This is a genomic window from Maricaulis sp. (genome assembly GCF_048269565.1).
In the GTDB taxonomy this organism is placed as follows: domain Bacteria; phylum Pseudomonadota; class Alphaproteobacteria; order Caulobacterales; family Maricaulaceae; genus Maricaulis.
Window position 1 is genome coordinate 190,960 of the sequence record NZ_JBLXIK010000002.1, and the last position, 24,566, is coordinate 215,525.

The 24,566-nt window shown below is 64.1% G+C and carries 32 protein-coding genes; 22 read left to right on the forward strand and 10 right to left on the reverse strand.

All coding sequences use genetic code 11. The features are described from left to right. Positions 1–26 precede the first annotated feature (26 nt). From ACN0YL_RS04375 to ACN0YL_RS04390, 4 genes are all read left to right on the forward strand, one after another. Entirely contained in the window at positions 27–986 is a 960-nt protein-coding gene (locus ACN0YL_RS04375; RefSeq protein ID WP_417497164.1) for an alpha/beta fold hydrolase, read from the forward strand. Positions 987–1,041: 55 nt separating this feature from the next. Then, entirely contained in the window at positions 1,042–1,455 is a 414-nt protein-coding gene (locus tag ACN0YL_RS04380) for a hypothetical protein (protein WP_417492084.1), read from the forward strand. Between the two features lie 69 nt (positions 1,456–1,524). Next, complete coding sequence (locus tag ACN0YL_RS04385; protein ID WP_417497165.1) at positions 1,525–1,935, forward strand: hypothetical protein; 411 nt, start codon at positions 1,525–1,527, stop codon at positions 1,933–1,935. Between the two features lie 82 nt (positions 1,936–2,017). Further along, positions 2,018–2,470 carry a hypothetical protein gene (locus tag ACN0YL_RS04390; protein ID WP_417497166.1) on the forward strand — a complete coding sequence of 151 codons (453 nt, stop codon included), beginning with the start codon at positions 2,018–2,020 and terminating at the stop codon, positions 2,468–2,470. Here the strand turns inward: ACN0YL_RS04390 and ACN0YL_RS04395 are convergent. Both ACN0YL_RS04395 and ACN0YL_RS04400 read right to left on the reverse strand, forming a co-directional pair. Beyond that, the gene (locus ACN0YL_RS04395) at positions 2,465–3,601 is read right to left on the reverse strand and encodes a serine hydrolase domain-containing protein (protein ID WP_417497167.1); all 1,137 of its coding nucleotides are present in this window, start codon (positions 3,599–3,601) and stop codon (positions 2,465–2,467) included. The two genes, ACN0YL_RS04390 and ACN0YL_RS04395, sit on opposite strands and share 6 nt — an antisense overlap. An 81-nt stretch (positions 3,602–3,682) precedes the next feature. Then, on the reverse strand, positions 3,683–4,552 hold the full coding sequence (locus ACN0YL_RS04400) for a PfkB family carbohydrate kinase (RefSeq protein ID WP_417497168.1): 870 nt from the start codon (positions 4,550–4,552) through the stop codon (positions 3,683–3,685). Between the two features lie 44 nt (positions 4,553–4,596). Between ACN0YL_RS04400 and ACN0YL_RS04405 the strand changes: the two genes are divergently transcribed. The 3 genes from ACN0YL_RS04405 to ACN0YL_RS04415 all read left to right on the forward strand — a co-directional run bounded on the left by ACN0YL_RS04405 (position 4,597) and on the right by ACN0YL_RS04415 (position 6,406). Beyond that, a complete protein-coding gene (locus ACN0YL_RS04405; RefSeq protein WP_417497169.1) occupies positions 4,597–5,445 on the forward strand; it encodes an HpcH/HpaI aldolase/citrate lyase family protein in 849 nt (282 codons plus the stop codon). 88 nt (positions 5,446–5,533) lie between these two features. Next, complete coding sequence (gene arsC, locus ACN0YL_RS04410; protein ID WP_417492090.1) at positions 5,534–5,887, forward strand: arsenate reductase (glutaredoxin); 354 nt, start codon at positions 5,534–5,536, stop codon at positions 5,885–5,887. 162 nt (positions 5,888–6,049) lie between these two features. Further along, complete coding sequence (locus ACN0YL_RS04415; RefSeq protein WP_417492091.1) at positions 6,050–6,406, forward strand: hypothetical protein; 357 nt, start codon at positions 6,050–6,052, stop codon at positions 6,404–6,406. 5 nt (positions 6,407–6,411) lie between these two features. Here ACN0YL_RS04415 and ACN0YL_RS04420 read toward each other — a convergent pair whose 3' ends face one another. Further along, on the reverse strand, positions 6,412–7,323 hold the full coding sequence (locus ACN0YL_RS04420) for a hydrogen peroxide-inducible genes activator (protein ID WP_417492092.1): 912 nt from the start codon (positions 7,321–7,323) through the stop codon (positions 6,412–6,414). Between the two features lie 123 nt (positions 7,324–7,446). Here ACN0YL_RS04420 and ACN0YL_RS04425 point away from each other — a divergent pair, with 123 nt between their 5' ends. From ACN0YL_RS04425 to rplS, 13 genes are all read left to right on the forward strand, one after another. Beyond that, positions 7,447–7,992: a peroxiredoxin gene (locus ACN0YL_RS04425; RefSeq protein ID WP_417492093.1), complete on the forward strand. Its 546-nt coding sequence runs from the start codon at positions 7,447–7,449 to the stop codon at positions 7,990–7,992. A gap of 136 nt (positions 7,993–8,128) precedes the next feature. Next, on the forward strand, positions 8,129–8,656 hold the full coding sequence (locus ACN0YL_RS04430; protein ID WP_417492094.1) for a carboxymuconolactone decarboxylase family protein: 528 nt from the start codon (positions 8,129–8,131) through the stop codon (positions 8,654–8,656). Between the two features lie 134 nt (positions 8,657–8,790). Beyond that, positions 8,791–9,087, forward strand: coding sequence for a hypothetical protein (locus ACN0YL_RS04435; RefSeq protein WP_417492095.1), 297 nt, complete (start codon positions 8,791–8,793; stop codon positions 9,085–9,087). Positions 9,088–9,208: 121 nt separating this feature from the next. Beyond that, positions 9,209–10,483, forward strand: a complete 1,275-nt coding sequence (locus tag ACN0YL_RS04440; RefSeq protein WP_417492096.1) for a dicarboxylate/amino acid:cation symporter — start codon at positions 9,209–9,211, stop codon at positions 10,481–10,483. A gap of 89 nt (positions 10,484–10,572) precedes the next feature. Beyond that, positions 10,573–10,902 carry a hypothetical protein gene (locus ACN0YL_RS04445; RefSeq protein ID WP_417492097.1) on the forward strand — a complete coding sequence of 110 codons (330 nt, stop codon included), beginning with the start codon at positions 10,573–10,575 and terminating at the stop codon, positions 10,900–10,902. Positions 10,903–11,087: 185 nt separating this feature from the next. Further along, on the forward strand, positions 11,088–11,288 hold the full coding sequence (locus ACN0YL_RS04450; protein WP_417497170.1) for a hypothetical protein: 201 nt from the start codon (positions 11,088–11,090) through the stop codon (positions 11,286–11,288). A 254-nt stretch (positions 11,289–11,542) separates the two neighbouring features. After that, complete coding sequence (gene ffh / locus ACN0YL_RS04455; protein WP_417497171.1) at positions 11,543–13,069, forward strand: signal recognition particle protein; 1,527 nt, start codon at positions 11,543–11,545, stop codon at positions 13,067–13,069. 53 nt (positions 13,070–13,122) lie between these two features. After that, complete coding sequence (gene rpsP, locus ACN0YL_RS04460; RefSeq protein WP_417497172.1) at positions 13,123–13,575, forward strand: 30S ribosomal protein S16; 453 nt, start codon at positions 13,123–13,125, stop codon at positions 13,573–13,575. Positions 13,576–13,676: 101 nt separating this feature from the next. Continuing rightward, on the forward strand, positions 13,677–14,237 hold the full coding sequence (rimM, locus tag ACN0YL_RS04465; RefSeq protein WP_417497173.1) for a ribosome maturation factor RimM: 561 nt from the start codon (positions 13,677–13,679) through the stop codon (positions 14,235–14,237). Positions 14,238–14,923: 686 nt separating this feature from the next. After that, a complete protein-coding gene (locus ACN0YL_RS04470; RefSeq protein WP_417492102.1) occupies positions 14,924–15,235 on the forward strand; it encodes a hypothetical protein in 312 nt (103 codons plus the stop codon). A gap of 98 nt (positions 15,236–15,333) precedes the next feature. Next, the gene (locus ACN0YL_RS04475; protein WP_417492103.1) at positions 15,334–15,972 is read left to right on the forward strand and encodes a hypothetical protein; all 639 of its coding nucleotides are present in this window, start codon (positions 15,334–15,336) and stop codon (positions 15,970–15,972) included. A gap of 44 nt (positions 15,973–16,016) precedes the next feature. After that, positions 16,017–16,754 carry a tRNA (guanosine(37)-N1)-methyltransferase TrmD gene (gene trmD, locus ACN0YL_RS04480; protein WP_417469393.1) on the forward strand — a complete coding sequence of 246 codons (738 nt, stop codon included), beginning with the start codon at positions 16,017–16,019 and terminating at the stop codon, positions 16,752–16,754. Continuing rightward, on the forward strand, positions 16,751–17,149 hold the full coding sequence (rplS, locus tag ACN0YL_RS04485; protein ID WP_417469392.1) for a 50S ribosomal protein L19: 399 nt from the start codon (positions 16,751–16,753) through the stop codon (positions 17,147–17,149). The genes trmD and rplS overlap by 4 nt, the downstream gene beginning before the upstream one ends. Positions 17,150–17,313: 164 nt before the next feature. Here rplS and ACN0YL_RS04490 read toward each other — a convergent pair whose 3' ends face one another. Next, positions 17,314–17,721 carry a metallopeptidase family protein gene (locus tag ACN0YL_RS04490; protein WP_417497174.1) on the reverse strand — a complete coding sequence of 136 codons (408 nt, stop codon included), beginning with the start codon at positions 17,719–17,721 and terminating at the stop codon, positions 17,314–17,316. 123 nt (positions 17,722–17,844) lie between these two features. Between ACN0YL_RS04490 and ACN0YL_RS04495 the strand changes: the two genes are divergently transcribed. Then, positions 17,845–18,333 carry an MmcB family DNA repair protein gene (locus ACN0YL_RS04495; RefSeq protein ID WP_417497175.1) on the forward strand — a complete coding sequence of 163 codons (489 nt, stop codon included), beginning with the start codon at positions 17,845–17,847 and terminating at the stop codon, positions 18,331–18,333. A 10-nt stretch (positions 18,334–18,343) separates the two neighbouring features. Here ACN0YL_RS04495 and ACN0YL_RS04500 read toward each other — a convergent pair whose 3' ends face one another. The 5 genes from ACN0YL_RS04500 to ACN0YL_RS04520 are packed head-to-tail and all read right to left on the reverse strand — an operon-like array spanning position 18,344 to position 23,054. Next, positions 18,344–18,724: a VOC family protein gene (locus ACN0YL_RS04500; RefSeq protein WP_417497176.1), complete on the reverse strand. Its 381-nt coding sequence runs from the start codon at positions 18,722–18,724 to the stop codon at positions 18,344–18,346. Beyond that, positions 18,690–19,760 (reverse strand): hypothetical protein, encoded by a 1,071-nt coding sequence (locus tag ACN0YL_RS04505; RefSeq protein ID WP_417497177.1) that lies wholly within the window; start codon positions 19,758–19,760, stop codon positions 18,690–18,692. Before ACN0YL_RS04505 ends, ACN0YL_RS04500 begins: the two co-directional genes overlap by 35 nt. Beyond that, complete coding sequence (locus tag ACN0YL_RS04510) at positions 19,757–21,601, reverse strand: Gldg family protein (protein WP_417497178.1); 1,845 nt, start codon at positions 21,599–21,601, stop codon at positions 19,757–19,759. Before ACN0YL_RS04510 ends, ACN0YL_RS04505 begins: the two co-directional genes overlap by 4 nt. Then, positions 21,598–22,338, reverse strand: a complete 741-nt coding sequence (locus tag ACN0YL_RS04515) for an ABC transporter permease (RefSeq protein WP_417492109.1) — start codon at positions 22,336–22,338, stop codon at positions 21,598–21,600. Before ACN0YL_RS04515 ends, ACN0YL_RS04510 begins: the two co-directional genes overlap by 4 nt. Further along, on the reverse strand, positions 22,338–23,054 hold the full coding sequence (locus ACN0YL_RS04520) for an ABC transporter ATP-binding protein (protein WP_417492110.1): 717 nt from the start codon (positions 23,052–23,054) through the stop codon (positions 22,338–22,340). The genes ACN0YL_RS04515 and ACN0YL_RS04520 overlap by 1 nt, the downstream gene beginning before the upstream one ends. A gap of 375 nt (positions 23,055–23,429) precedes the next feature. On the opposite strand from ACN0YL_RS04520, the gene ACN0YL_RS04525 reads away from it, so the two are divergent. Continuing rightward, positions 23,430–23,720: a DUF2794 domain-containing protein gene (locus tag ACN0YL_RS04525; protein WP_417497455.1), complete on the forward strand. Its 291-nt coding sequence runs from the start codon at positions 23,430–23,432 to the stop codon at positions 23,718–23,720. 87 nt (positions 23,721–23,807) lie between these two features. On the opposite strand, the gene ACN0YL_RS04530 is transcribed toward ACN0YL_RS04525, so the two are convergent. Further along, entirely contained in the window at positions 23,808–24,557 is a 750-nt protein-coding gene (locus ACN0YL_RS04530; RefSeq protein WP_417469380.1) for a Bax inhibitor-1/YccA family protein, read from the reverse strand. Positions 24,558–24,566: the final 9 nt, after the last annotated feature.

The following is a 24,566-nucleotide window of genomic DNA, read 5'->3' on the forward strand; positions in this document are numbered from 1 at the left end:
TAGTCTGAGGGCAAACAGGAGCTTTCATGAGCGATTTCCCCGCCCCGACCCGTATCAAGACCAATGGTATCGAGCTTTCCGTGCATCTGGCCGGACCGGAAGACGGCCAGCCGCTCCTGCTGCTCCATGGCTGGCCGGAGCTGGCTTATTCCTGGAAGAACCAGATTCCGGTGCTCGCCAAGGCCGGTTACCGGGTGATCGCGCCGGATTTGCGCGGTTTCGGCGCCTCGGATTGCCCCGAGGGTGCGGAGAATTATGACGTCGATACGCTGATGGCCGACTTCACCGGCCTGCTCGATGCGCTCGGACACGACACAGCGGTTTTCGTCGGCCATGACTGGGGCGGGATCCTCGTCTGGCACGCGGCAATGCTGATCCCCGAGCGGGTGGCCGGCGTGGTCGGCATCAACACACCGCATCTGCCGCGCGGCGCCGAAGCGCCGACGCATTATTTCCGCGAGGTCGGCGGCGAGGATCATTACATCCTGCGCTTCCAGCAGCCCGGCTATGCGGAAAGCCGGTTCGAGGGCCGCGAGGATGATTTCTTCGCCTTCATCTTCGGCAAGCCGCCGACGGCGGAACAGTTCGAGGCGCTCTATCCGGAGATCACCCATATCCCGCGCCTGTTTGAACAATTCGGCGGCCGTGACGAAGACCGCATCGTGGTCGGCCCCGAGGACCGCCAGGTCTATGCCGAGGCCTATCGCAAGACCGGCTTCGGACCGGGGATGAATCTCTACCGCAATTTCGACGCCAACTGGCAACGCATGGGCGGGGTCGATCACCGGCTCGCCATGCCGTGCAAACTGGTCGCGGCCGAGTGTGATTTCATGCTGCCGCCCAAGCTGGCGGCCTGGATGCCGGCCCTGTGCAAGGATGTCGATATCGACATTCTCGAAGCCTGCGGCCACTGGACGATGTGGGAACAGCCGGAAATGCTCAACGCCCATCTCCTGGACTGGCTGACACGGCGCTTCCCGGCCTGATGCGCGATTGGATAAAACCCTGTAAGGTTGCAGAAATGGCATTGGGATCGCACAGGTGGACATAGTGACCGGTTATCGCGTCGACATACGGCCAGAGCATCATTGCGGCATCGTCTGGCTGAGCGGCCCGCACGCCATCGACAGCCTGATGCAGAGCACGGACGATGTCGCCACACATCCCGACTGGTCGACCGATTTCGACATCATCGTCGTGATTGGCGCTGATTCAAACCTGAACGACGTCACCCTCGAGACCCTGATGGCCTACCAGAGCTTCATTGCCGCGTGGAGCAGCCGGCACCGGACGGGACCCAACAGCCGCGCCGCAACGGTCTGTGACGATGATCTCAAACGAGTGATTGTGGAGTTGTGGCTCGCGGTCAACCGGCTCGCAACCGGCGTCGAAGACGCCATCTATCCGACGCTCGAGGCTGCCCTGGCCGGGCTTGCGCGGCCGAAAGACAGCTGAACGCCCGGCTGTCCGCGCGCCACTGCGATTGCAGTTGCATAAAGCAATCATTTGGTGAGAATCACTCCGATGACGGAAAAAACCTACGAACTGCAGATTGATCCGGCGCAGCGCCTGGCCATCCTCAACGTGGTCGGTCCCGCCAGCACAGCCTCCCTGATCCAGGCCTTTGGCGAACTGGCAGCGGATCCGGCCTGGCAGGGGCAATTCGACCTCATGATCAAGATCGGCCACGAGCCAAGCCTGGAAAGCTTTACCCTGCCGGCGCTGGAGGAATTGCAGGCCTTCATGCGCGGCTGGAACGCGGCCAATCGCACCGGCGCCAACCCGCGCACGGCAATTGTCTGCCCGGACGGGCTGAAGCGTGTGATCGCCGAACTGTGGGCTGCCATGAATGGCACCGGCGATTGGCAGGTTGAAATCAACGTCTTCGTCAGCCGCGCCCGCGCCTTGCGCTGGCTGCAATCGCCGGCAAGCTGACAGGCAGGCGCAAACCGGGTTATGCTTTCCCCGGTTGCGGGCAGCAGCATGCCGCCCGGCCATCGACTTGTCAGGCCTGACCATGACCATGACATTCAAATGGACGCTGCAGCATCCCCTCAAACTCGCCGTGCTGGAGCTCGGCGGCTCGCTGTCATCGCCGGCCTTGCGGAAGGCCCATGACGCCGCCACCGCGCTGCCCGACTGGCACACCGGCTACAATCTCCTGGTCATCCTCGACGACACGGTCCGCACCGGATCGCTCGACCTCGAGGCGATGGAAACCCATCGCGCCTATATGCTGGACTGGAACCGGGCCAACCGCACCAATCCCGGCCCGCGCACGGCGATGGTCTGCAGTGACGCGCTCAAGCGCAGCATGGCCCGCCTCTGGGCCCTGGTCACCGACGAGGGCTGGCCCATCGAGATTGCCATTTTCGCCGATGCAGACACGGCAATCGCCTGGTTGAACGAAAGACGGGATGACGTGGAAACGGCCGGCATTGCGGCCGATCTCACGGACACACCGTCATAGACAGCCGTACAGCGCCGCGATCAGCCGCAGCGGCCGCGGGTCGCCGGCGAGATGATGTTGCTGCCGGTTCATGACATAGGCCGCGCTCAGTCCGCGCACCGGATCGGCCATGGCGCAGGATCCGCCCCAGCCGGAATGGCCGACAGCCGCCGGTTCCGGACCGTAAAACCCGCCATGGGTATTGCGCATCACGCCGGCACCCCAGGACAGATCGAACGGCAACACCTTGTCGCGGCCGCGCACCCGTTCACGGGTGAGGTCGTTCAGCGTCGTCTCGGAAATGAAGCGCTTGCCTTCCAGCTTGCCGCCATCGGCATAGACACTCATCAGGCGCACCAGCGCCTTCGCTGTCGAATGCGCATTGGCGGCGGGAAATTCATGCATGCGCCATTCGCTGGCGCCGCGGCGGCCGGGCGAAGACCAGGGCTTGAGAAAGGCCAGCTCGCCGGCCGGCGTGACCGCACCGAGATCGGGCAATTGCTTCGGCATCGCATGCTCGGCGACGCGGCCATGTTCGCTCTCCGGCAGGCCGATATGGAAATCGATCTGACCGGGCCCGCAAATATCCTCGCGCAGGATAGCGCCGATCGAGCGGCCATCGCTGCGCCGCGCCAGCGCATCGACGATGAAGCCGAAGGTGACCGGGTGGTAGCCCGAGCCGGACCCAAGGTCCCAGAGCGGCGTCTGGCGGGCCAGTTTCGCTTCGATCAGGGCGGCGTCGAACCAGTCGGCGGCATCCATTTCTTCGGACAGGCCCGCCAGCCCGGCCTGGTGTGACAGCGCCTGGGCGACGGTGACGGATGATTTGCCGCCGGCGGCAAATTCCGGCCAGAAATCGGCAACCGGCGCGTCGTAATCGAGCAGGCCCCGATCAACCAGCCGCGCAATCACCAGCGCCGCGACGGCCTTGCCGGTGGAATAGACCGGCACCAGCGTGTCGGCCTGCCAGTCTCGGGTCTTCTTGCGATCGGCCCAGCCGGCATGGATGTCGACGACAATCTCGCCGCCGAGCCTCACGGCGAAACCGGCGCCAAGCTCGTCGAAATCGGTCCAGTTGGCGAGAAAGGCCTCGGCGACGGGCTCGAAACCGGCGGCGACATGGCCATGAAGGGTGGGGGTGAGAACAGTCATTTTGGCGCGGCCTGGGCGAGGAGATGATGATGTCTGGCTATCCTGTTCCGGCGCCGGCGATCAAGCACAGCATCGGCATAACTACAGCGCCTCGGCCTCGAGCGTGACCAGGGGATCACGGCGCGCGGCGATCTCGGCCACCAGCGGCAGCTCACGCGACCCCAGCTCATTGGCGCGCATCACCAGGCTGACCGTCGCGGCGACGGCGCGCTCCAGCGCCGGTTTCGGCGCCAGCCCGCCCAGCCGTGCCGCGGCGAATTCGGCCGTCAGGACATCGCCGGTGCCCTTGGGAGCGTGCGGGCAGCGCTCATGCGTCACCATCCAGGCCTCATCGCCATCGCAATACATCACCCCGATGCGGCCCCGGCGCGGCAGCGAGGTCACCAGGGCCGGGCATTTGAGCGCCCGCGCGGCGCGCAGCATGGATCCCAGATCGGTCAGCGGCCGGCCGGTGAGATGTCCAAGCTCAAAAGCATTCGGCGTCACCAGATCGGCGCGCGGCAAGAGCTGGTCGCGAATGGCCAGGGCGATCTGCGGCGCGATGTAGAGCCCGTCCGGCGCATCGCCCAGCACCGGATCGACCACGATCCATGCCCGGTCCTGCTGAATGCGGTCCGGCTCATTGGCGCCAGCCTCGCCGCGTCGGGCCTCGCGCACGGCATCGATGGCGCCGGCGGCCGCGAACACCTGGGCGGGATCGGCGAAATAGCCCGTCAGCACCAGATCAATGCCGGCATACAGGCCCTGGGCCTCGATGGCGTCGAGCATGGACTGCACGAGACCGGAGGCGACCGCACCGCCGCCCGGTGCGCCCCAGCCGGGATGGCGACCATAGAGCACGGTGGGAACCAGCATTGAATCAATGCCGGCAGCGTTGAGCACAGGGGCACTGGCGCCACCGCCGACGGTGGACGCTGCAACATGGCTTGAAATCAACAGCGCCAAAGGCATGGGAAATATGCTACATCCCTTTCCCCGTCATTCGAAAGCCCTTCATGAAGCGCCTGATCCGTTCCGCCCTGTTTGTTCCCGCCAATAATCCGCGTGCGATCGAAAAGGCGGCCCAGCTCGGTGCCGACATGCTCGTGCTCGATCTGGAGGATGCCGTCGGCCCCGACGACAAGGAGGGCGCACGCGGACTGATCCCCGGCACGCTTGAACATTGGCAATCCTCCGGCGCGCTGCGGGCCGTGCGGGTCAATGGCGCCGACACGCCCTGGGGCGCCGGTGACCTGCGCGCGGCCAGTCTGGCGGACGCGGTGATCCTGCCCAAGGTGGAACAGGTCGGCGATCTGCATGGCGCGCGCTCGTCGCTGAACGCCTATGGCTCCTCGGTGCCGCTATGGGCGATGATCGAGACGCCGCGCGGCGTGCTCAATGTCGCCGCGATTGCCGGTGCAACCGGGACCGGGCTCGGCGGCCTGATGGCGGGGGTCAATGATCTCGCGCGCCTGCTGCGCTGCGCCCCCGATCATGACCGCGCGGCGATGCTGCCGCATCTGGCGCAAATCCTGTGCGCGGCGCGCGCCAATGGCCTCTATGCGCTGGACGGAGTCTATAACCAGTTTCGCGACCATGACGGCTTTCGCCGCGAGGCGGATCAGGGCCGCATGCTCGGCTTTGACGGCAAGACGCTGATCCATCCCGGCCAGGTCGAACCGGCGCATCGCTGTTTCCAGCCGACCGCGGCGGAACTGGAGCGCGCGGCGCAGATCGTGGCCGCCTTCACCGATCCGGCCAATGCCGGCAAGGGCGTGATCAATCTCGATGGCGACATGGTCGAACGCCTGCATCTCGATGCGGCGCGGGCACTGTTATCGGCCGGCAGCGGCAACGACCCCTGAACCCGGGCGAAACGCAACCAAAAGCAGGTTTGGACTTTTACAAATGGGGCCGAAACGGCTTTCATTGGCGGAACTCAAGGAAACTTACATGACCGATTCGACTATCATCTGGCACAATCCGCGGTGCTCGAAATCCCGCCAGACCCTGGCGCTGCTGGAAGCGCGTGGCGGCTCGCTGACGATCCGCAATTACATGGAAGACAAGCCCAGCGTGGCCGAGCTGAAAGACGTGATGAAAAAGCTCGGCTTCACTTCGGCGCATGAATGGCTGCGCAAGAATGAGCCCGATTATCGCGAGCTCAGCCTGAAGGCGATCGAGGACGAGGCCGCTATCATCAAGGCGATGTCGACCCACCCCAAATTGATCGAACGCCCGGTCGTGATCCACGGCAAACGCGCCATGATCGGCCGCCCGCCCGAACAGGTCCTCGAACTCTTCTAGGCCCGTTCTGTTTGCCCCCGGCCGGACCATCTCGTCCGATCGGGGGCGATCGGCCTCATTCCGGGCGCCGGCTATGGCGTTAACCCTATAATTTATGCATTGCCGCGAACGGCAGCTCGGGCCAATCCGGACTCTCCCCCGTACTGGTGCCCCGGAGTTGTCATGCGCATTGCCGTCGTCGACGACGATCCGATCGAACTTTTCCTGCTGCGTGAGCTGTCAACGAGTTTCGATACTTCGCTTGAATTTGATGGCCACACCACGGTTCAGGCCTTCATCGAAGCGCGGCCGGAACGCTATGATCTGGTCTTCCTCGACCGTCGCATTCCGCCGCATGATGAATATCAGGAAACCCTGCCCCTGCTGGCCTCCGCGGGCTATCGGGGCCGGGTTGTGCTGATGACAGCCCATGATTCCGGCGTGAAGAATGGCGATTACCGTTTCGAGCTCGTCGGGCCGGTCAACAAGCTGGAATTGCTGGAGCCGTCCCGCCTGAAAGCGCTGATTCACTGCGCCTGACGGCTTCAGGCCGCCGCTTCCGCTGGCACCAGCAGGCGCCGAATCACATCACCGAGCTGGCGCGCCTCCTCGGCCCTCGCCGACCCCTTGCGCCAGGCGATGCCGATTTCGCGGCCGATCACCGGCGGATCAAACGGCCGCACTTCCAGCCCCATCCGGTCGACCAGGCCGGCCTCGACCGCCATGCGCGGCAGCAGGGTTGCGCCCAGCCCGGCTTTGACCATCTGCACCAGCGTATGCAGGCTGGTCGCCGCGAAATCACTGCGCACAGTTCCCGCCGAACAGGCGGCCAGCGCATGATCGCGCAGGCAATGCCCGTCCTCGAGCAGCAATAGAGGTTCGCCCGCCAGGTCGGCCGAGTTAAGCGTCGGCTTGTTCGCCAGCGGGTGCGAAGCTTCGCAGCAAAACAGGAATTCATCGGCACCGAGTACATGCGTCTCGATCATCGAGGCCTCGAAGGGCAGGGCGACGAGAGCCGCATCGAGCCGGCGCTCGAGCAGAGCGTCATAGAGACGCTGGGTCAGATCCTCGCGCAGATAGAGTTCGAGCTTGGGGTATTCCCGCCGCATGGTCGGCAGCACCCGCGGCAGGAGGAAGGGCGCGATCGTCGGGATGACACCGAGCTTGAACGGCCCGGCCAGCGGTTCGCCGGCAGCCTGGGCGGCAATCACCAGATCCTCGGCCTCGGTCATCACCCGGCGCGCGCGCGTCAGCACCGCCTCGCCGGCGGGCGTGAGGATGGCCCCACGGGCACCACGCTCGACCAGGATGACACCGAGATTGGCTTCCAGCTCCTTGATCGCAGCACTGAGCGTTGGCTGCGTCACGAAAACCGCCTCGGCAGCGCGGGAGAAACTGCCATGCTCGGCCAGGGCGAGCAGGAATTGCAACTGGCGCAGGGTCGGGAGCTGGGACACGTATTGAGATTACCTATGGCTTTCCAAAAAACAATCCATTGGCTTTATTCAGCGGTCAAGGGCAAAAGCGCACCGTATTCTGACGCCGGCGCTTCCTGCCGGCCGCTTAAACTGGAGAGACACATGCTGGGTATTGGCGAAAAACTGCCGGATTTCGAAATCACGGGCGTGAAGCCGGGTTTCAATGCACACGAGGAAAACGGCGAATCCGCCTTCGAGAACATCACCCAGGAGAGCTTTGCCGGCAAATGGAAGGTGATCTTCTTCTACCCCAAGGATTTTACCTTTGTCTGCCCGACCGAGATCGTCGCCTTCGCCAAGCTGAACGGTGATTTCGAGGATCGCGATGCGGTGCTGATGGGCGGTTCGTCCGACAATGAATTCTGCAAGCTGGCCTGGCGCCGCGAGCACCCCGATCTCGACAAGCTGCCGATGTGGCAGTTCGCCGACACGACCGGCTCGCTGATCGATTCGCTCGGCATCCGTTCCGACGCCGGTGTCGCCTATCGCGCCACCTTCGTGGTCGATCCCGACAACGTCATCCAGCATGTCTATGTGACCAACCTCAATGTCGGCCGCAATCCGGAAGACACGCTGCGTGTCCTCGATGCGCTGCAGACCGACGAGCTTTGCCCGTGCAACCGTCCGGTGGGTGGCGACACGCTCTGATCCCGATCTGACGGCGCCCTATCCCCCCGGGGCGCCGACGACCCGGCCCCGGTGCCGCCGCGACATGCCTGCGGCGGCATCGGGGTTTTTTCGACCCCGACATTGCAATTAAGACTTATTCGCCATGGAGACCCCGATGACCCTTGATGACCTGAAAAACGCCCTACCCGATTACGCGAAGGATCTGAAGCTCAACCTATCCTCCCTGGCACGCGAGACCGAGCTCGACGACCAGAAGAAATGGGGCGTCTTCCTCGCCAGCGCCTGCGCGACCGGCGAGGCCTCGACCCTGCGCGCCATCCGCACCGAGGCGGCGCAGCACATGGAGCCCGCCGCCCTCGACGCCGCCAAGGCCGCGGCCGCGATCATGGGGATGAACAATGTCTATTACCGCTTCATCCACCTGTCCAAGAACAAGGAATACGGCACGCTGCCCGCGCGCCTGCGGATGAATGTGCTGGCCAATCCCGGCGTCGACAAGGCCGATTTCGAGCTGTGGTCGCTGGCCGTGTCGGCGGTGAATGGCTGCGGCCTGTGCATCGACAGCCACGAGACCGAACTGCGCAAGCACGGCCTGACCAGCCAGCAGATCCAGACCGCGATCCGGATCGCTGCCACGGTTAACGCCGTCGCCCAGACCCTGGCTGCAGAAAGCGTCGTTTAGGCTTTTTTAAGACAGTGGCCACATTCGCCCAGACTGGAGAAAACTCCCGAAAACAACTAGGATTAGTACGTTTTTCGGGAGTTTTCCACAGGGCTTGCAAATCATAATAAGCTCCGTATAATGAGCTTATGTCCATGATTGATCATACCCTCGACCACCTGCCCAAACGTACCAATCCGGAGAGCCATGCGCTCCGCGGCGGGCGGACGTGGTTTTCAACGCGCACGATTTCGCGTGCGCGCCATTTTGCCGACCTGTCCTGGACGAGCCTGCTGGTACAGCTGGGCATCTCCGCAGCCCTGATCGCAAGCGGCCAGTTGCTGCTGCCGGGCGATTTCGCGGCCCTGGCCAATCTTCTGGGCGGGATCGGCCTGGTGTTCTCGGCCCATCGCATCCTGTCGAAACTCACCCTCGGCTTCGAGCGCGACTGATCCGCAGCGCACCCCTCGTGGCGCGCCCTACCTCCGACAATTGACCGAAGCGCTACAGGCACTAGTGTGCGCTCAGGGATAATTCGACGCGGCCACCGGCCGGCGTCGCGGAGGGAAAATCATGGGTTGGTGGTTCGGGATCAAACTCTGGCAGCGCGTTCTCATTGGACTGGCCGCAGGCGTCGTCTTTGGCGTCGCGGCCTCGCAGGTGATGGGACAGGAACAGGCGACCCTCTGGCTCGCCACCTGGGTCCACCCGGTCGGCACCGCCTTCATCAGCCTGATCCGCATGCTGATCGTTCCCCTGATCTTCACGACGCTGGTGTCCGGCGTGATCGCAATGGGCAAGCCGGCCAAGCTCGGCACGCTCGGGCTCAAGACAATCGCGCTCTATCTCGTCACCACCCTGTTTGCCAATATTATCGGGCTGACCTTCGGCACCATTTTCCAGCCGGGCCGCGGCGCCGATCTCGGCAATGTCGAGGCCGTGCCGGTCTCCACCGAAGCGCCGTCGATCACCGACCGCCTGCTTGAAATCATCCCGACCAACCCGATCGCCGCCCTCGCCGATGGCAATGTATTGTCGATCATCTTCTTCTCGATCTTCCTCGGCGTCGGCATCCTGGCCACCGGCAAGGTCGGCAAGCCGGTCGCCGACCTGTTCAATTCGGCCTCCGAAGTCGTGCTCAAGATCACGCATTACGTGATGGAAGTGGCGCCCTATGGCGTCTTCGCCCTCGTCTCCTACACCGCCGCCAGCCAGGGCCTGGAATCACTGCAATCGGTGCTGGTCCTGATCGTCGCCGTCTATCTCGGCCTCATCACCCACGCGCTGATCACCTATGGCTTCCTGATCCGCGTCGTCCTCAACCTGCCGCTGGTCCGCTTCTTCCGCGGCCTGACCGATCCGATCGCCGTTGGCTATTCCACCGCCTCCTCCTCGGCCACCCTGCCGGTGACGATCGCGGCCTGTGAGGACAATCTCGGGATCAAAAAATCTGTCGCCGGCTCGGTCCTGCCGCTCGGCGCGACGATCAATATGGACGGCACAGCCCTCTATCTCGGCATCCTGGCGCTCTTCACCGCCCAGGCCTTCGGCTATGATCTGACCTTCATGAACTACGTCATGATCGCGCTGACCGCCGCCATCGTCTCGATCGGGGCTGCCGGCATTCCCTCGGCCTCGCTCTTCCTGCTCGCCATCGTGCTGCAGACCTTCGACGTCTCGCCGGAGCACACCGCGATCATTGTCGGCTTCATCCTGCCGGTCGACCGCATCATGGACATGGCCCGCACCTCGGTGAATGTGACCGGCGATGCCGCCGTCGCGACCGCGGTTGCCAAGTGGGAAGGCGAGCTCGACGAGGACGTCTTCCGGGCCCCGGCCAAGGTCTAGCCGGCGCGCCGGAAAATCTTCCGGCCCCCGGTGATCCAGCCGCGAACTGGCAGCGTACATCCCCTGCGTCCCCAAGCAGGAGAAGTCGTTTGCCCTCAAGATCCCGTCTTCTACTGCTGGCCCCAACGCTGGTTCTGACCGCCCTGATTATCTGGGCGGTCAGGGCTGGGGACTTTGCCGGCGCCGGCGACTGGCTGACCGGCGAGCCTTGGGGCATCGTCACCCTCGGCGATCTCTATTTCGGTTTCGTCCTCAGCGCCCTGGTAATCGCGGCAACCGAACGGCGCTGGCTGCCGGCCCTGTTCTGGATTCTGCCAATTTTTGTGCTCGGCAATGTCTGGACCGGCCTGTGGTTCATCCTGCGCTGGCCGCAAGTGTGGCGACGCCTTGCGCCACGGGACCGGGCGGACGCGGCGTGACTGTCGTCACGGGCTGATCGCCACACCGGCGCTAGACAGGGCCGCGACCGATCAGGCGGGGGAAAACCGCGATAGGTCCAATTTGAGCCATTTTCGGACCAAATTTTCAGCCAATTTGAGGCCATTATCATTCATTAACGGACTCAGGTTCGACTTCCATCGCTCGCAAAGAGGCGGAGATCGTGATGACCAGGACAGGGCGCAGCAGCGGAACACTCGTCAAATCAGCCATGCTGTGGCTGACGGTCTGCATCATGCTGGCCTCAGTGTTCGGTGCCCTGCTGACCCGCCCTGACCCGCGCCCGCAATTGCACTTCGCCCCCTCCCAGCCAGCGCCGATCATGACCGCCAGCGCCGTGTTTGGGGCAAAAAACGCCGAACGCTAGACGCGCCGCCCCATGGCGCAGCTTGACTCGGCGCGCCCACGCGCGTAAACGCCGCCACTTATCACGCAAGCCTTACCGCTTGTCTTACCTGCACATCCGTCCCGGCGATCCGGGATACGGGGGAGGCAGGCGAGATCCCCGCCCGGCGAAGTTTTCGCTCAGCGGGGTCGCGACCCTTTGCGCCTTTGGCGCGACAAGACTGGGCTTTGCGCCTCTGGCGCGGGACCGGCAGATACAGGCAGGACAACGACTATATGTTCGACACACTGACAGACAGGCTTGGCGGTATTTTCGACAGTCTCACCGGGCGCGGCGCGCTGTCGGAGAAGGATGTCGATGCCGCCCTGCGCGAAATTCGCGTCGCCCTGCTGGAAGCCGATGTCGCCCTGCCGGTCGTCAAATCCGTCATCAAGCAGATCCGCGAACGCGCCGTCGGTGAAGACGTTATCCGCGCCGTCGCGCCGGGCCAGCAGGTCATCAAGATCGTCCATGACGCGCTGGTCGAACTGCTCGGCGGCGAGGGTGAGCCGGAAGGCCTCTATCTCGAGGGCGAACCGCCGATTGCCATTCTGATGGCCGGTCTGCAGGGCTCGGGTAAAACCACCACCGCCGGCAAGCTCGCCAAGCGCATCACCGAGAGCCACAAGAAAAAAGTCCTGCTCGCCTCGCTCGATACGCGCCGTCCGGCCGCGATGGAGCAATTGCAGCAGCTGGCGGCCCAGATTGATGTCGCCTTCCTGCCGATCGTGCCGGGCCAGAAAGCCGTCGACATCGCCAAGCGCGCGATGAGCGCCGGCCGTCTGCAGGGCTTTGACGTTGTCATTCTCGATACCGCCGGCCGCACCTCGGTCGATGAAGAGATGATGAGCGAGGCGAAGGCGATTGCCGACGTCACGCATCCGCACGAAACCCTGCTGGTCGCCGATGCGCTGACCGGTCAGGACGCCGTCAATACGGCCGCCAAATTCCACGAACGCCTGCCGCTGACCGGCCTGGTCCTGACCCGCATGGACGGTGATGGCCGCGGCGGTGCAGCGCTGTCGATGCGCCATGTCACCGGCCTGCCGATCAAATTTCTCGGTGTCTCGGAAAAGCCCGACGGGCTCGATGCTTTCGATGCCCGCCGCGTTGCCGGCCGCATTCTCGGCCGCGGCGATATTGTCTCGCTGGTCGAAAAGGCCAGCCAGGATATCGACCAGGCAAAAGCCGAACGCATGGCCAGGAAGATGGCCAAGGGCAAGTTCGACCTCGACGATCTGCGCGAACAATTCGGCCAGCTCAAGAAAATGGGCGGGCTCGGCTCGATCATGGGCATGCTGCCGGGCATGAACAAGGCCGCCAAGGCCCAGGCCGCGGCTTCGGGCATGGACGACAAGATGCTGACCCGTCAGGAAGCCATCATCCTGTCGATGACCAAGGCCGAGCGCGCCAAGCCCGAGATTCTCAAGGCCAGCCGCAAGAAACGCATCGCCGCCGGTTCCGGTGTCGATGTCGCCGACGTCAACAAGCTGCTCAAGATGCACCGGCAGATGTCGGACATGATGAAAAAGGCCTCCAAGGGCGGCCGTGGCGGCCTCGCCGGCATGATGGGCGGCATGGGTGGCAGCATGCCCAAGGGCATGGGCGGCCCGATGGGTGGCCAGCAGCCCTCGCTCGGCGAGATCCCGAAAGACTTTCCCGGCCTTGGCGCAACCAAACCCGCCTCACCACCGGGCCTGCCCGGCCTCGGTGGCACCCCGCTCGGACCCGATGGCCTGCCAATCGGCTTCCCGAAGAAATAACTCCGCATTTTCAAACCCGAATCCACCAGACATGAACCCGAAGGACCAATGCAATGTCTCTTAAAATCCGACTGACCCGTGGCGGCGCCAAGAAGCGCCCTTACTACCGTATCGTCGTTGCTGACGCCCGCGCCCCGCGCGATGGCCGTTTCATCGAAAAGATCGGCTCCTACAATCCAATGCTGCCGAAAGACGCCCAGCGCGTCGTGCTCGATCTGGAAAAGGCCAAGGCCTGGATCGCCAAGGGTGCCCAGCCGACCGACCGGGTCGGCCGTTTCATCCACCAGGCCGAAGCAGACGCCTGGGCCTGGAAAGCCGGCTCCAACCCGAAAAAGGGTGAGCCCGGCCAGAAAGCCAAGGAACTCGCTGCCGAAAAGGCCGAGAAGGAAGAAGCCCGCCTGACCGCTATTGCCGAAGCCAAGGCTGCCAAGGAAGCGCCTGCCGCTGAAGAGGCTCCGGCCGAAGAAGCGCCTGCTGCTGAAGCCGAAGCGCCAGCTGAAGAATAGTCCGGACAGGCTTCGCCTTTTCGTATGACAGACCGTCCTTCCCGTCCCCGCCCGGCCCTGTGCCGGTCGGGGATCCGGGTGGCGGAGTGAAAGCCCCCTGCATGACCGCCAAACCCGCCGCCGATCTCGTTTTCGTTGCCGCCATCGCGGCGGCCCATGGCGTGCGCGGCGAATGCAAGGTCAAGAGTTTTACCGGCGATCCGGAAGCCGCCTTCACCTATGGCCCCTTCCTCGATGCCGCCGGCAAGGAAATCCTGCGCGCCAAACGCTGGCGTCCGGTCAAGGATGGCTGGGTCGTCGCCTTCGAGCAGGAATTGAGCCGCGAAGACGCTCAGGCGCTGCGCGGCACCCAGCTTTTCGTCCCGCGCGCGGCCCTGCCCGAGCTGGACGATGAGGAATATTACCATGCCGACCTGATCGGCCTCACCGTCCAGGGCCTCGACGGCGCCCCGATGGGCAAGCTCAAGGCGGTGCATGATTACGGCTCCGGCGATCTGCTGGAAATCACCGCCACGCCCGGCTGCAATGGCGACTGGTTCCTCCCCTTCACCCGCGATTTCGTCCCCCATATCTCGCTGACAGACGGTCTGATCACGATCGATCCGCCGGAAGAAGTCGGTTCGAAGGATGAGGAAGCGGGCGGCGGCGAGTCGCTTAAATAACAATAAATACAATTACTTGTCATCCCGGACGGATGCCCGGACGCGACAGCGATCCGGGCGTAGCTCCGGGACCTACCCATTGGACCAGCTGGTCTCACGGGTAGGTCCCGGATCTGCGCCCCGCCTGCGCGGGGCATCCGTCCGGGATGACAAAAATTGGATTGTTCGGGGTTGTGGGGGCTGTGTTTGTCAGCACTTATCCCCCACCGTCGACAATCATCCCACGTCATCCCGGCGAAGGCCGGGACCTCGACATAGCAGGCGCGGAGCCCGGTCGATCGAGGTCCCGGCTTTCACCAGGATGACGAAAAGTGAGCCAACTTATCCCCGCCCCCCAAACCCTGGCGCATAATCACCTCGTTCCGGTCGCACGGGAGGCGTGAGCTCAGTCAGTCGCGGCGGTCGGGAGCGTGCAGCCTGTCCGGGCGAAGGGGTGACATCCCGAGCGCTGGCAGGGCGTCCAGAAGGGTCTGACGGCACTAAACGACCGACCTGAGTACCTTTCCGGATTGGAAACGGGGTGGAGACAGCCCGGGAAAACTGCACGTGTGGGACGTCACGGATGTCACACTTAAATTATACGCGTTACCGGCATTCGCCGGCGTCCCACACCCTCCCATCCCTCCAGCGGCCAGCCGCGTGGAGATTTTGGTGCACCCCGCCGCCCCGGCAGACAGGAGGCCGAGATGAGAAAGAACCATCCCAAACAACCCGCCCACCTTAAATACAATGACGACCCGCTGATGGGCGCCTATCAGGCCGCCGCCCTCGACATGTTGTTCGAGGGCATGCTGGCCGCCTCGAAGGCGAGCGAGCCGGAGCGCGTGATGGCCTTCGCCGACAAGCTGTTGCGCCATGTGCCCGAGCGCCGGATCGGCCATGCCTGGATCGACAGCATGACGATGCTCTCGCGCGACAAGCCGGTCCGCTACCGCGCCGTCAAGAAGCGCGTCCGTGAATTATCCGCCTGGCACGGGTTTACGGATGCGGAGGGTTAGGTGCGAGAGCCGACGCACCTTGTTTTCGCCGGAAATGCCCGCGAAACTGGTACAAAGCATTCACGGCGCCTGAAGGATCGAAGAGAAAGGCCCATTCCGTGCGCATCCTGACCGCCATCGCGATGACGATAGGCCTGGCCGCCACCGCAGCCGGCCAGGATGCCGGTCGAGCGGCCCGGGATGCGCGCTACACCTGCGAGATGCTCGAGGATATCGGGGATGCGCTACCCGGTCCGGTCTATTATTCCCGATATTTTGCCTCTGCGCACGACAATCCAGCGTTTGAGTTCGCAGGGTTCGATGAATTCCTGCGCCTGCTCAGCGGGACCCCCTACACCGGGGGGCGCTCGCATGCCTCTGAGGACTGGATGCGGGCATTCCGGCAACTTCCGCTGAGCGTGCTCCAGGAGGCCTGGAACGGCTGGCGCGCCGGCGGCCCGATTTCCTGTCCCGGGATCGCCGCCGAACAGTGGGCGACGCGAACCGAGATGGAGGCGCGTTGGAGGCCTATACAAGAAGCAAGAATGCGCGCGGCAACTCTGCCGCCCAATCACCCACTCCGGCTGGAGCCACCGCCCTCAGCCAGTGGCTATTTCATCCAGATTGCACGGCCGGTTTTCAACGAATCTGGCTACCGGGCGCTACTCCTCGACAGTGAAGGCATGAGCGCAACCATCTACGCATACGGCGAGGACGGGTGGCGGAGCATCGCCACGGAACAATGGGCGTACTACTGACCTCCCCCTCCCCTTTACCCACCATCCCTGCTAAACCCCGCGCCATGACCGAAACCACCCCCCAAATCCCCTGGACCGCGACGGCCCTCACCCTCTTCCCCGAGGCCTTCCCTGGCGTGCTTGGGGTGTCGCTGATCGGGGCCGCTGCGAATCGTGGGCTTTGGGCGCTTGAAGCTGTGGACATCCGCGAGTTTTCCCGTCATAAGCACCGCTCCGTTGACGATACTCCGTCAGGCGGGGGTGCTGGTATGGTGCTCCGGCCTGATGTAGCGGCAGCGGCGATCGATGCGGTGCAGTCTCGCTGGAGTGGTGAGAAACGGCCGTTGATCTATTTGACACCCCGGGGACGGCCCCTTTCTCAAGCGCGAGTGCGGGAATGGGCAGCTGGTCCCGGTATTGCCGTGTTTTGCGGACGCTTCGAAGGCCTCGATCAAAGGGTCATTGAAGGGCGCGACATGGAGGAGGTCAGTGTCGGCGATGCCGTGCTGGCCGGGGGCGAAGTCGCCGCTCAGCTTCTCATCGAAGCCTGCGTGCGATTGCTACCCGGCGTGCTGGGTGACCCGGCCTCGGCCGAAGATGAGAGTTTCGAGGGCGATCTCCTTGAATATCCTCACTATACGCGACCGCGCGTTTGGGAGGATAGAGAGACGCCCGAAGTGCTGCTCTCGGGGCATCATGGCCGGATCGAGGCCTGGCGCCGCGAGATGGCAGAAGAGATAACGAAGAAGCGCCGCCCGGACCTTTGGTCCCGGTATCTGGGGCGCAAGGAGAATGCGCGATGAACACGATCCAGCAGATCGAACAAGAAGAAGCGACCCGCGTCCTCGGCGACAAGGTCCTCCCTGATTTCGCCGCTGGCGATACGCTGCGCGTTCACGTGCGCATCAAGGAAGGCGAGCGCGAGCGCGTCCAGGTCTATGAAGGCGTCTGCATCGCCCGCAATGGTGGCGGCCTCAATGAGAGCTACACCGTCCGCAAGATCTCCTTCGGTGAAGGCGTCGAGCGCGTCTTCCCGATGTATTCGCCGAACGTCGAAAAGATCGAGATTGTCCGCAAGGGCAAGGTTCGCCGCGCCAAGCTGTACTATCTGCGCGACCGTCGCGGCAAATCGGCCCGGATCACCGAGCGCACCACCGGTCGCGGCATCGTCAAGCGCGAGCCAAAGAAGAAGGGCTGAGCCCTCTCTTCCTTACCGTATCGAAAACGCCCGCTGTTCAACCAGCGGGCGTTTTTTTACGTCTCGTTAGGGAATTCTGGCCGGTTTTGCCGCCCGAGTCCGGATTTGCGGGTCATGCGGCAATGGCTTGTGACCAAACCCGCAGATCAGGACTCACCGGCCGTTCAGGCGCCTGAATCCTCGATTTTGTGCATATCTTCATCGGACAGGCCGAAATGATGCCCGATCTCATGCACCAGGACATGCGCGATCAGCTCGCCCAGCGTCACCGTCTCGCGCTCGGCCCATTCATCAAGGATCGGACGCCGGAACAAAAAGACGCGCGACGCCTCCGGTGACGGGTCCATGCTCGACTGCTGCGTCAGGTCCACGCCCATATACAGGCCGGTGAGCTCGAAGGGATCTTCCAGCCCCACAGCCTCGAGCATTTCCGCATCGGCGAAATCGGCGACGAAGAGTTCGACATGGCCGCACAGGGCCCGATAGGCCCCGGGCATCTGCTCCCAGGCGGTTCTGGCGAGGCTTTCGAAGTCCGACAGGGTCGGCGGGGTCAGATTGGCGGTCGTGGTCATGGCGATATCCGGTTTTGCTGTGACGCCTCTAACGCGTCCCGGCCACGAACGCACGCTTCAATGCCGCAATATCCGTGAGGGCTTTGGCTTGTCATGCGAACAAAAACCGAACAAACTGCCCCCATGGATCTCTCAGACGTCGCCTCCGACCGCAATCCGCAGATCGATGACGCCCGGGCGCTGATGCGCGGCGCCGCGCGGCTCCTGTGGCAGATGGGCTTCAGCGCCATCCCGGAATTCTCGCTGCCCGATGGCCGCCGTGCCGATCTCGCCGCCATCGGCCGCAAGGGCGAGATTACCATTATCGAGGTCAAATCCGGCATTGCCGATTTCCGCGCCGACCATAAATGGAATGACTACACCGGCTATTGCGAAAGGATCTATTTCGCCGTCTCGCAACGCTTCCCCCACGCGGTGATCCCCGAGCATGCCGGTCTGATCGTTGCCGACGGTTTTGGCGGCGCCATCATCCGCGAAAGCCCGGTCCTCACCCTCGCCCCGGCCCGGCGCAAGGCCCTGACCCTGCGCTTCGCCCGCGCCGCCGCCGACCGGCTGATGCGTGTCGGGGAAGGCGAGCAGGCCGATTACAGGGCCACACCCGGCACGGGCTGACCTGCCGCGTTCAGGCCTCCGGCTTGACCCGCCAGGGCGGATCGATGCGGTTGACGCCGGCATGATAGAGCTTGATCAGATGCCCGTCCGGGTCGCGCAGATTGGCCTCGCGCCACAGCCAGCCCATATCCGCCGGCCCGGTCTCGAACTCGAAACCCTCGGCCTGCAGCGCCGCAACCTCGTCATCGAGCGCATCGCATTCCAGATAGATCACCGCGCCCGGCACGATGGCATCGGGGCTCAGGTGCAGCGAAAAGGTCGTATCGCCCTGCGGCGCCAGGAAGCGCGAATAATGCGGCGAATCGACCAGAAGACGAAAGCCGAGCCGTTGATAGAAATCCTTCGATCGCGAAATGTCACTGACCGGAATCGTCACCTGGTTCAGACGCATGACTGGCTCCCGTGTAATCGGCAATCTCGTCGAGCGGCCGCAATAACCGGTCAAGGCTCAGATCACTCAGCAGATAGGCCCAGCCCGCAGTGCGGGCATTGATTGCATCGGCAGCCGCTCGGCCGCCATCGGTCAACGCTTCCGCCTCGATCACCGCCCAGCGGGTCTCGCCCAGCGCCAGGATATCGAGTCTGACACGCAGGCCGGAAAAGGTTTCCTCGACATGGCGTCCAACCGGCTCGCCGCGCAGCCGGTCGGCCCGGCGCACATCGCGGAAGCGCAGGCGTGACAGGGCCGCCGAGGGGCCATTGCCGGCCCCGGCCGTGATCGGACGCCAGCCGCCGGGCTCGCGCAGCGAGAAATTGCGCGCCGAACGCCCGGCCCGCTCAAACACATAGGCCGGACCCCGCTCCGGCGTGATCGCGGTGCGGGCGATGTCGGAACTGTCCAGTGCAATGAAATCAAGCTCCAGCCAGCCATCAGCAAGCCCCATCGCCGGCACGGCCGCGCCGCCATCGGAGAGCTCGGCGGCATAGCTGCGCGGCCGCTCCGGGAAGCGAAGATAGATCAAGCCATTGCGCGCTGCGCCGATCAGGATGTCGGTCAGGACCCCACCCTCGCTGCCGCGCACCGTCAGCCGGGTGCCGGCGCCGGGCTGACCGGCATCGGCCAGTTCCAGCCGCGCCAGCTTGGCCGGATCGGCGGTGCGGGCCCCGGCATAGCGCAGATCGGCGAGAAAGGCGTCGAGCTCGGCAAGGCGTTCGGGGATCACGGGATGATCATCACGGCTCGGCATCACCCAGCCGGCCTCACCGCGCGCCAGGGTGAAATGATCCTCCGGGCCGGTGATCTCGATCTCGCGGGCATTGGCGACGGTCGTTGACCAGTCCGGCAACACCGGGCCGCTGACCTCGGGCTGCCAGTCACGCCGGGCCTGAATGACGAGCGTTGCCGCCGCGCCAACCAGCAGAAGTGCGGCGATACCGCCGGTGATCAACAGGTGGCGCAGTCTTTGACGATCCATCGGCCGGCTCATCGGGCACTCCTGCGGCGGCGCACCAGCGTTCCGGCCAGACCCAGCAATACCACCAGGGCCGGGGGCACACCAATGGTCCAGAATTGCAGACTGGCATTGAGGGCATCGATATCATGGCGGAAGTCCCGCTCGACCTCGCGCAGACGGGCCCGGGTCGCCAGGATTTGCTGGCGCAGCGCCATCGCTTCATCACGGCCGGCCCGTGCGCCCGGATCGGCCAGACCGGATGCCTGGCCAGAGCCCAGCAATTCCTGCAGCCGCGTCTCGGCGACCTCGATCTCGGCCTCGAGCCGGTCCTGGATCTCGACATAACGCGCCTCGGCCTCGGCCCGCAGCGTATCGACGCGCGTCATCGGCCGGGCCGAAGGAGCGCGCGACCGCAAGCCGATCAGGGCCGGGTCACCGGCCGCCATATCGACCAGATTCATCGCCAGCGCCAGATTGTCGGCAACGATCATGTCTCCAGCGGCCGGGTCACTGCGCAGGTAGAAACTGTCGTCGAGCCAATCGATATCGGCAATCACGGTCAGGTCCAGCGGCACCTGCGAACGCGCCAAATGCTCGGCGGGACTGAACATCACATCACCGGCCGGTGGCCCGTCCGGGAAGGCCGTGCCGGTCTCGCCGCGCAAGCGGGCGCCGAGGATCACCGGCTGGTGTTGCGGCTCGTAATCGCGCAGCAGGTCATCCGGGCTCGGGGCGCCGGCCGCGATATCGGCATCGACCAGGGCGCCATCGGGGCTGGTGGTCAGCAGCGGCGTCACGTCAAAACCACTGTCGGGGAGGAATTCGAGCGCGCCGGGGGAGCCGAAATTGATGCCGCGATCAAGCGTCGAGGTCGCGAGATCCTCGCCGTCGATCTGGGCGCTGCCAATCGAGAACCAGAGCGGATAGGCACGGCGACGGGCGCGGCCATCGGTATCGATGATCTCGACCGGCAGACCGAGCGTGCGATCCATCGCCACGGTCTGGCTGTCCCAGGCAACGCCCCAATTGGCGAGCAATTGCGGCAGGTCGGATGCGCGGTGGGCATCGACCGGCGGCAGGCCGTCGAGCCCGGGACGCAGGGCCAGATGCGCCATCGGATCGATGAAGAGCAGAACCCGTCCGCGCCGCAGCGCAAACTGGTCAATCAGATAGAGTTGCCCCTCGCTGAGGCGGCCGGGATGGATGATCACAAGCGCGGCGGCATCGGGAATGGCTTCGAAATCGCGCTCGATCCATTGCAGGTCATAGGCGGCGTTGAGGTCGGCGATGAAACGGTTGGGGGCCCCGCTGGAGGGCTCAAGCGGCAGGCCGGACAGCACCGCCAGACGCGGCCGTTCCGGCCGGTCGATATCGGAGATCAGGCGGGTGATGTCATATTCCAGCCGCGCCTCGTCGGCCTGGTCGAACAGATCGATCACCGCACTGTCATCGACAGAATTACGTGCCACCAGGCCGAAGAAGATCTGGTCACCGGTGTCGGTTGGCAGGGAATGCAGACCCGCCGCCAGCGCCTCGTCCTCGGCCTGCGAGAATGGCGCCGGATCGATCTCGATCAGCCGGATACGACCGCCGGACTGTTTCTCATAGGCGCGCAGCAATTCGCGTACCCGGGTGGCATAACTGCGGATCGCCGGATATTGCGCCGCCTCGGAGCGCGAATGGTAGAAGCGCCATTCAACCGGCTCGTTGAGACGGTTGATCACCGCGAGCGTGCCGGGCGAGAGCCGGTAGAGACCATTCTGGGTCAGATCGATCCGCACCCCTGGCAGCCATTGGCCCGCCAGGAAAGTGCCGGCAAGAAAGAGCAGGACAATGCTGGCCAGCATCAGCGGCAGATAGAGGGCCTTCTTCATCGGCTGCCCCCGCGCTGTTCGGCAATCATCACACCGGCCGCCCCCAGCGAAGCGAAGATCAGGCCGGCGAAATACAACAGGTCGGTCAGGTCGATCACGCCATTGCGCAGCGCGTCATAGTGCTCGAGCGCGCTGAGACCGGCGACGAATTCGGAGACGGCAGCGGGGGCATTGTCCCCCAGCACCGAGAGCACCAGCGGCAGACCGGCCATGGTGAGGATGAAACAGGCACCGGCACCGAGCACAAAAGCCACCACCTGGTTGGAGGTCGTCGCCGACAGGGCCTGGCCGATGGCGAGATAGCCGCCGGCCAGCAACAGGGCGCCGAGATAGGCGGTGGCGATCGCCATATTATCGGGCGAGCCGAGATAATTCACCGCGATCCACATCGGCATGGTCAGGAGGATCGCCGCGGCCGCGACCGTCCAGGCGGCGAGGAATTTACCGCCGGTCGAGGCCCAGAGCGGAATCGGCAGCGACATCAGGAATTCCAGCGTACCGCGATCGCGTTCCTCGGCCCAGGCCCGCATCGCCAGCGCCGGCATCAGGATCACCAGCAGCCAGGGCAGATAATCGAACAGCGGGGCGAGATCGGCGCGGTTGGTGTCGAAAAAACGGCCGATATGGAAGGCAAAGGCGGGTGCAGCAAAGGCAAAGACCGCCAGAAATACATAGGCGAGCGGCGTCTGGAAATAGGCCGTCAACTCGCGGCGATACACGGCGACCAGCGATCCCATCAGGCAGCCTCGCCGATAGCGGGTATGCCGGCGGTGAAATGCCGGAAGGCGGCCTCGATGCTTCCGGCTTCCGTGACGGCCTCCAGCGCATGCGGCGTACCGTCAAACAGCAGGCGGCCCTGGGCGATGATGATGGCGCGGCTGCATACGGCGGGGACCTCGTCGAGAATATGGGTCGAGATGATGATCGCCTTTTCCGGCGCCATCTCGCGGATCAGCTCGCGCACCCCGTCCTTCTGGTTGGGATCAAGCCCGTCCGTGGGTTCGTCAAGGATCAGCACGGCGGGATCGTGGGCGATGGCGGCCGCCAGGGCAGCGCGGCGCTTGTAGCCCTTGGACAAGGTCCCGATCGGTTGCGAGGCGGCAGCACCAAGGCGGGCGCGTTCCAGCGCCAGCGCAGTAGCACGTTTCAGGGCATCGCCGGAGAAACCGCGTACCTGCAGCCCGAACGCGACAAAGGCCCGCGGCGTCATCGCCGGATAGGCCGGGGCGCCTTCGGGCAGATAACCCAGACGCGACTGAGCCTCGATCCGGTCCTCGACGCAATCATGGCCGGCAATGCGGGCACAGCCGGCATCGGGCTCGAGGCAACCGGCCAGCATGCGCATGGTCGTGGACTTGCCAGCCCCGTTTGGCCCGAGAAAGCCGAGCACCTCACCGCGCTCGATCACGAAACTGACATCGTCGACGGCCCGCAGGCCTCCGAATTCTTTCACCAAATGGTCGGCAACCAGCATGGGAAGCGCTCACGTATTGCAGACCCTAGCGTTAGCGCGGTGCACAGCACTTGGCCAGAGCGAAGAGTGGTCGCAAAATACAAATCGGGGAGAGAAGTGTCGACCGGCACGCTGCTCTTGATCCGGGGGGCTGGGGGGGCTGTTTAAAACCAGGACCCAGAGCGTTGATGCGGCCGATCGACACCGAAACCGTGGCGGTGCGGTGCGGCGCGATCAGGCCGAAAAAGTGGCGGTTTTGCGGCACAGGGTGAAATGTTTGTAAGCTGGCGCCCATAACGCTCCAGCAATTCAACCGGGAGGAGAAACCAGGTGGCGGCAGGACCCCAGACCGCGAAAAAGGCGCCCGCCCCGATCATGTGGGACCGGCGCGAACTCTCCGATATCCTCAATGTCTATGGCCGCTTCGTCGCAATGGGCGAGTGGAAGGATTATGCGATTGACGGCCTGCCGAGCACGGCGGTGTTCTCGATCTATCGCCGCGCCAGCGAAGTGCCGATGTTCGCCATCATCAAGACCCCGGCCGATGCCCAGCGCCAGGGCATGTACAAGGTCGTCGCCGTCGACGGCCAGGTGCTCAAGCGCGGCCATGAACTGAGCCAGGTCCTGCGCGTCTTCGACAAGAAGCGCTTCACGGTCGTCGACTGAGCCTTGCCATGAGACCACGAAAAAACCCCCGGAGCCGGGCTCCGGGGGTTGATAATTTGACGGGGCGTCCCGTTCAGCTGCGCTGGATCAATTGCGATTGCCCATGAAGCGCAACAGGAAGAGGAACATGTTGATGAAGTCGAGATAGAGCGAAAGCGCTCCGTGGACCTTCATCTTGGCCGCCAGTTCCGGCGTGCCGCCATATTCATAATAGCTGATCTTCAGACGTTGGGTGTCATAGGCGGTCAGGCCGGCAAAGATCAGCACACCAATCGCGGAGATCGCGAATTCCATGGCGCTTGATGCCAGGAAGATATTGACGATCGAGGCAAGGATCAGACCGAACAGGCCCATCATCAGGAAGGAACCCATCCCGGTCAGATTGCGCTTGGTGGTGTAGCCGTACAGGCTCAATGCCCCGAAGGCAGCCGCCGTCACGAAGAAGGTGTTGGCGATCGAACCGGCCGTATAGACGGCAATGATCGAGGACAGGGAAATGCCCATCACGCCGGCGAAGACGTAAAACAGGGTCCGTGCCATGCCGGAGCTGAGCTTGTTGAGCCGGAAGGAGATCAACATCACCATGCCGAGCGGTGCCAGCATGACGACCCATTTCAGCGGCGTGTTGAAGATGGTGTTGCCCAGCGGCGTCACGCCAAAGCTCTCGGTGCCGATACCGACAAAGAAGAGCTGGGCCGCGAGGATGGCCGCACCGGCGGTTACCAGCAGGCCGATCGTCATCAGATTGTAGATGCCGAGCATATAGCTGCGCAGCCCGGCATCGACGGACATGTCCATCGAGGGCGCGCCAGCATGGGTGCGGGAAAAATCATTCATCGTTGCGGT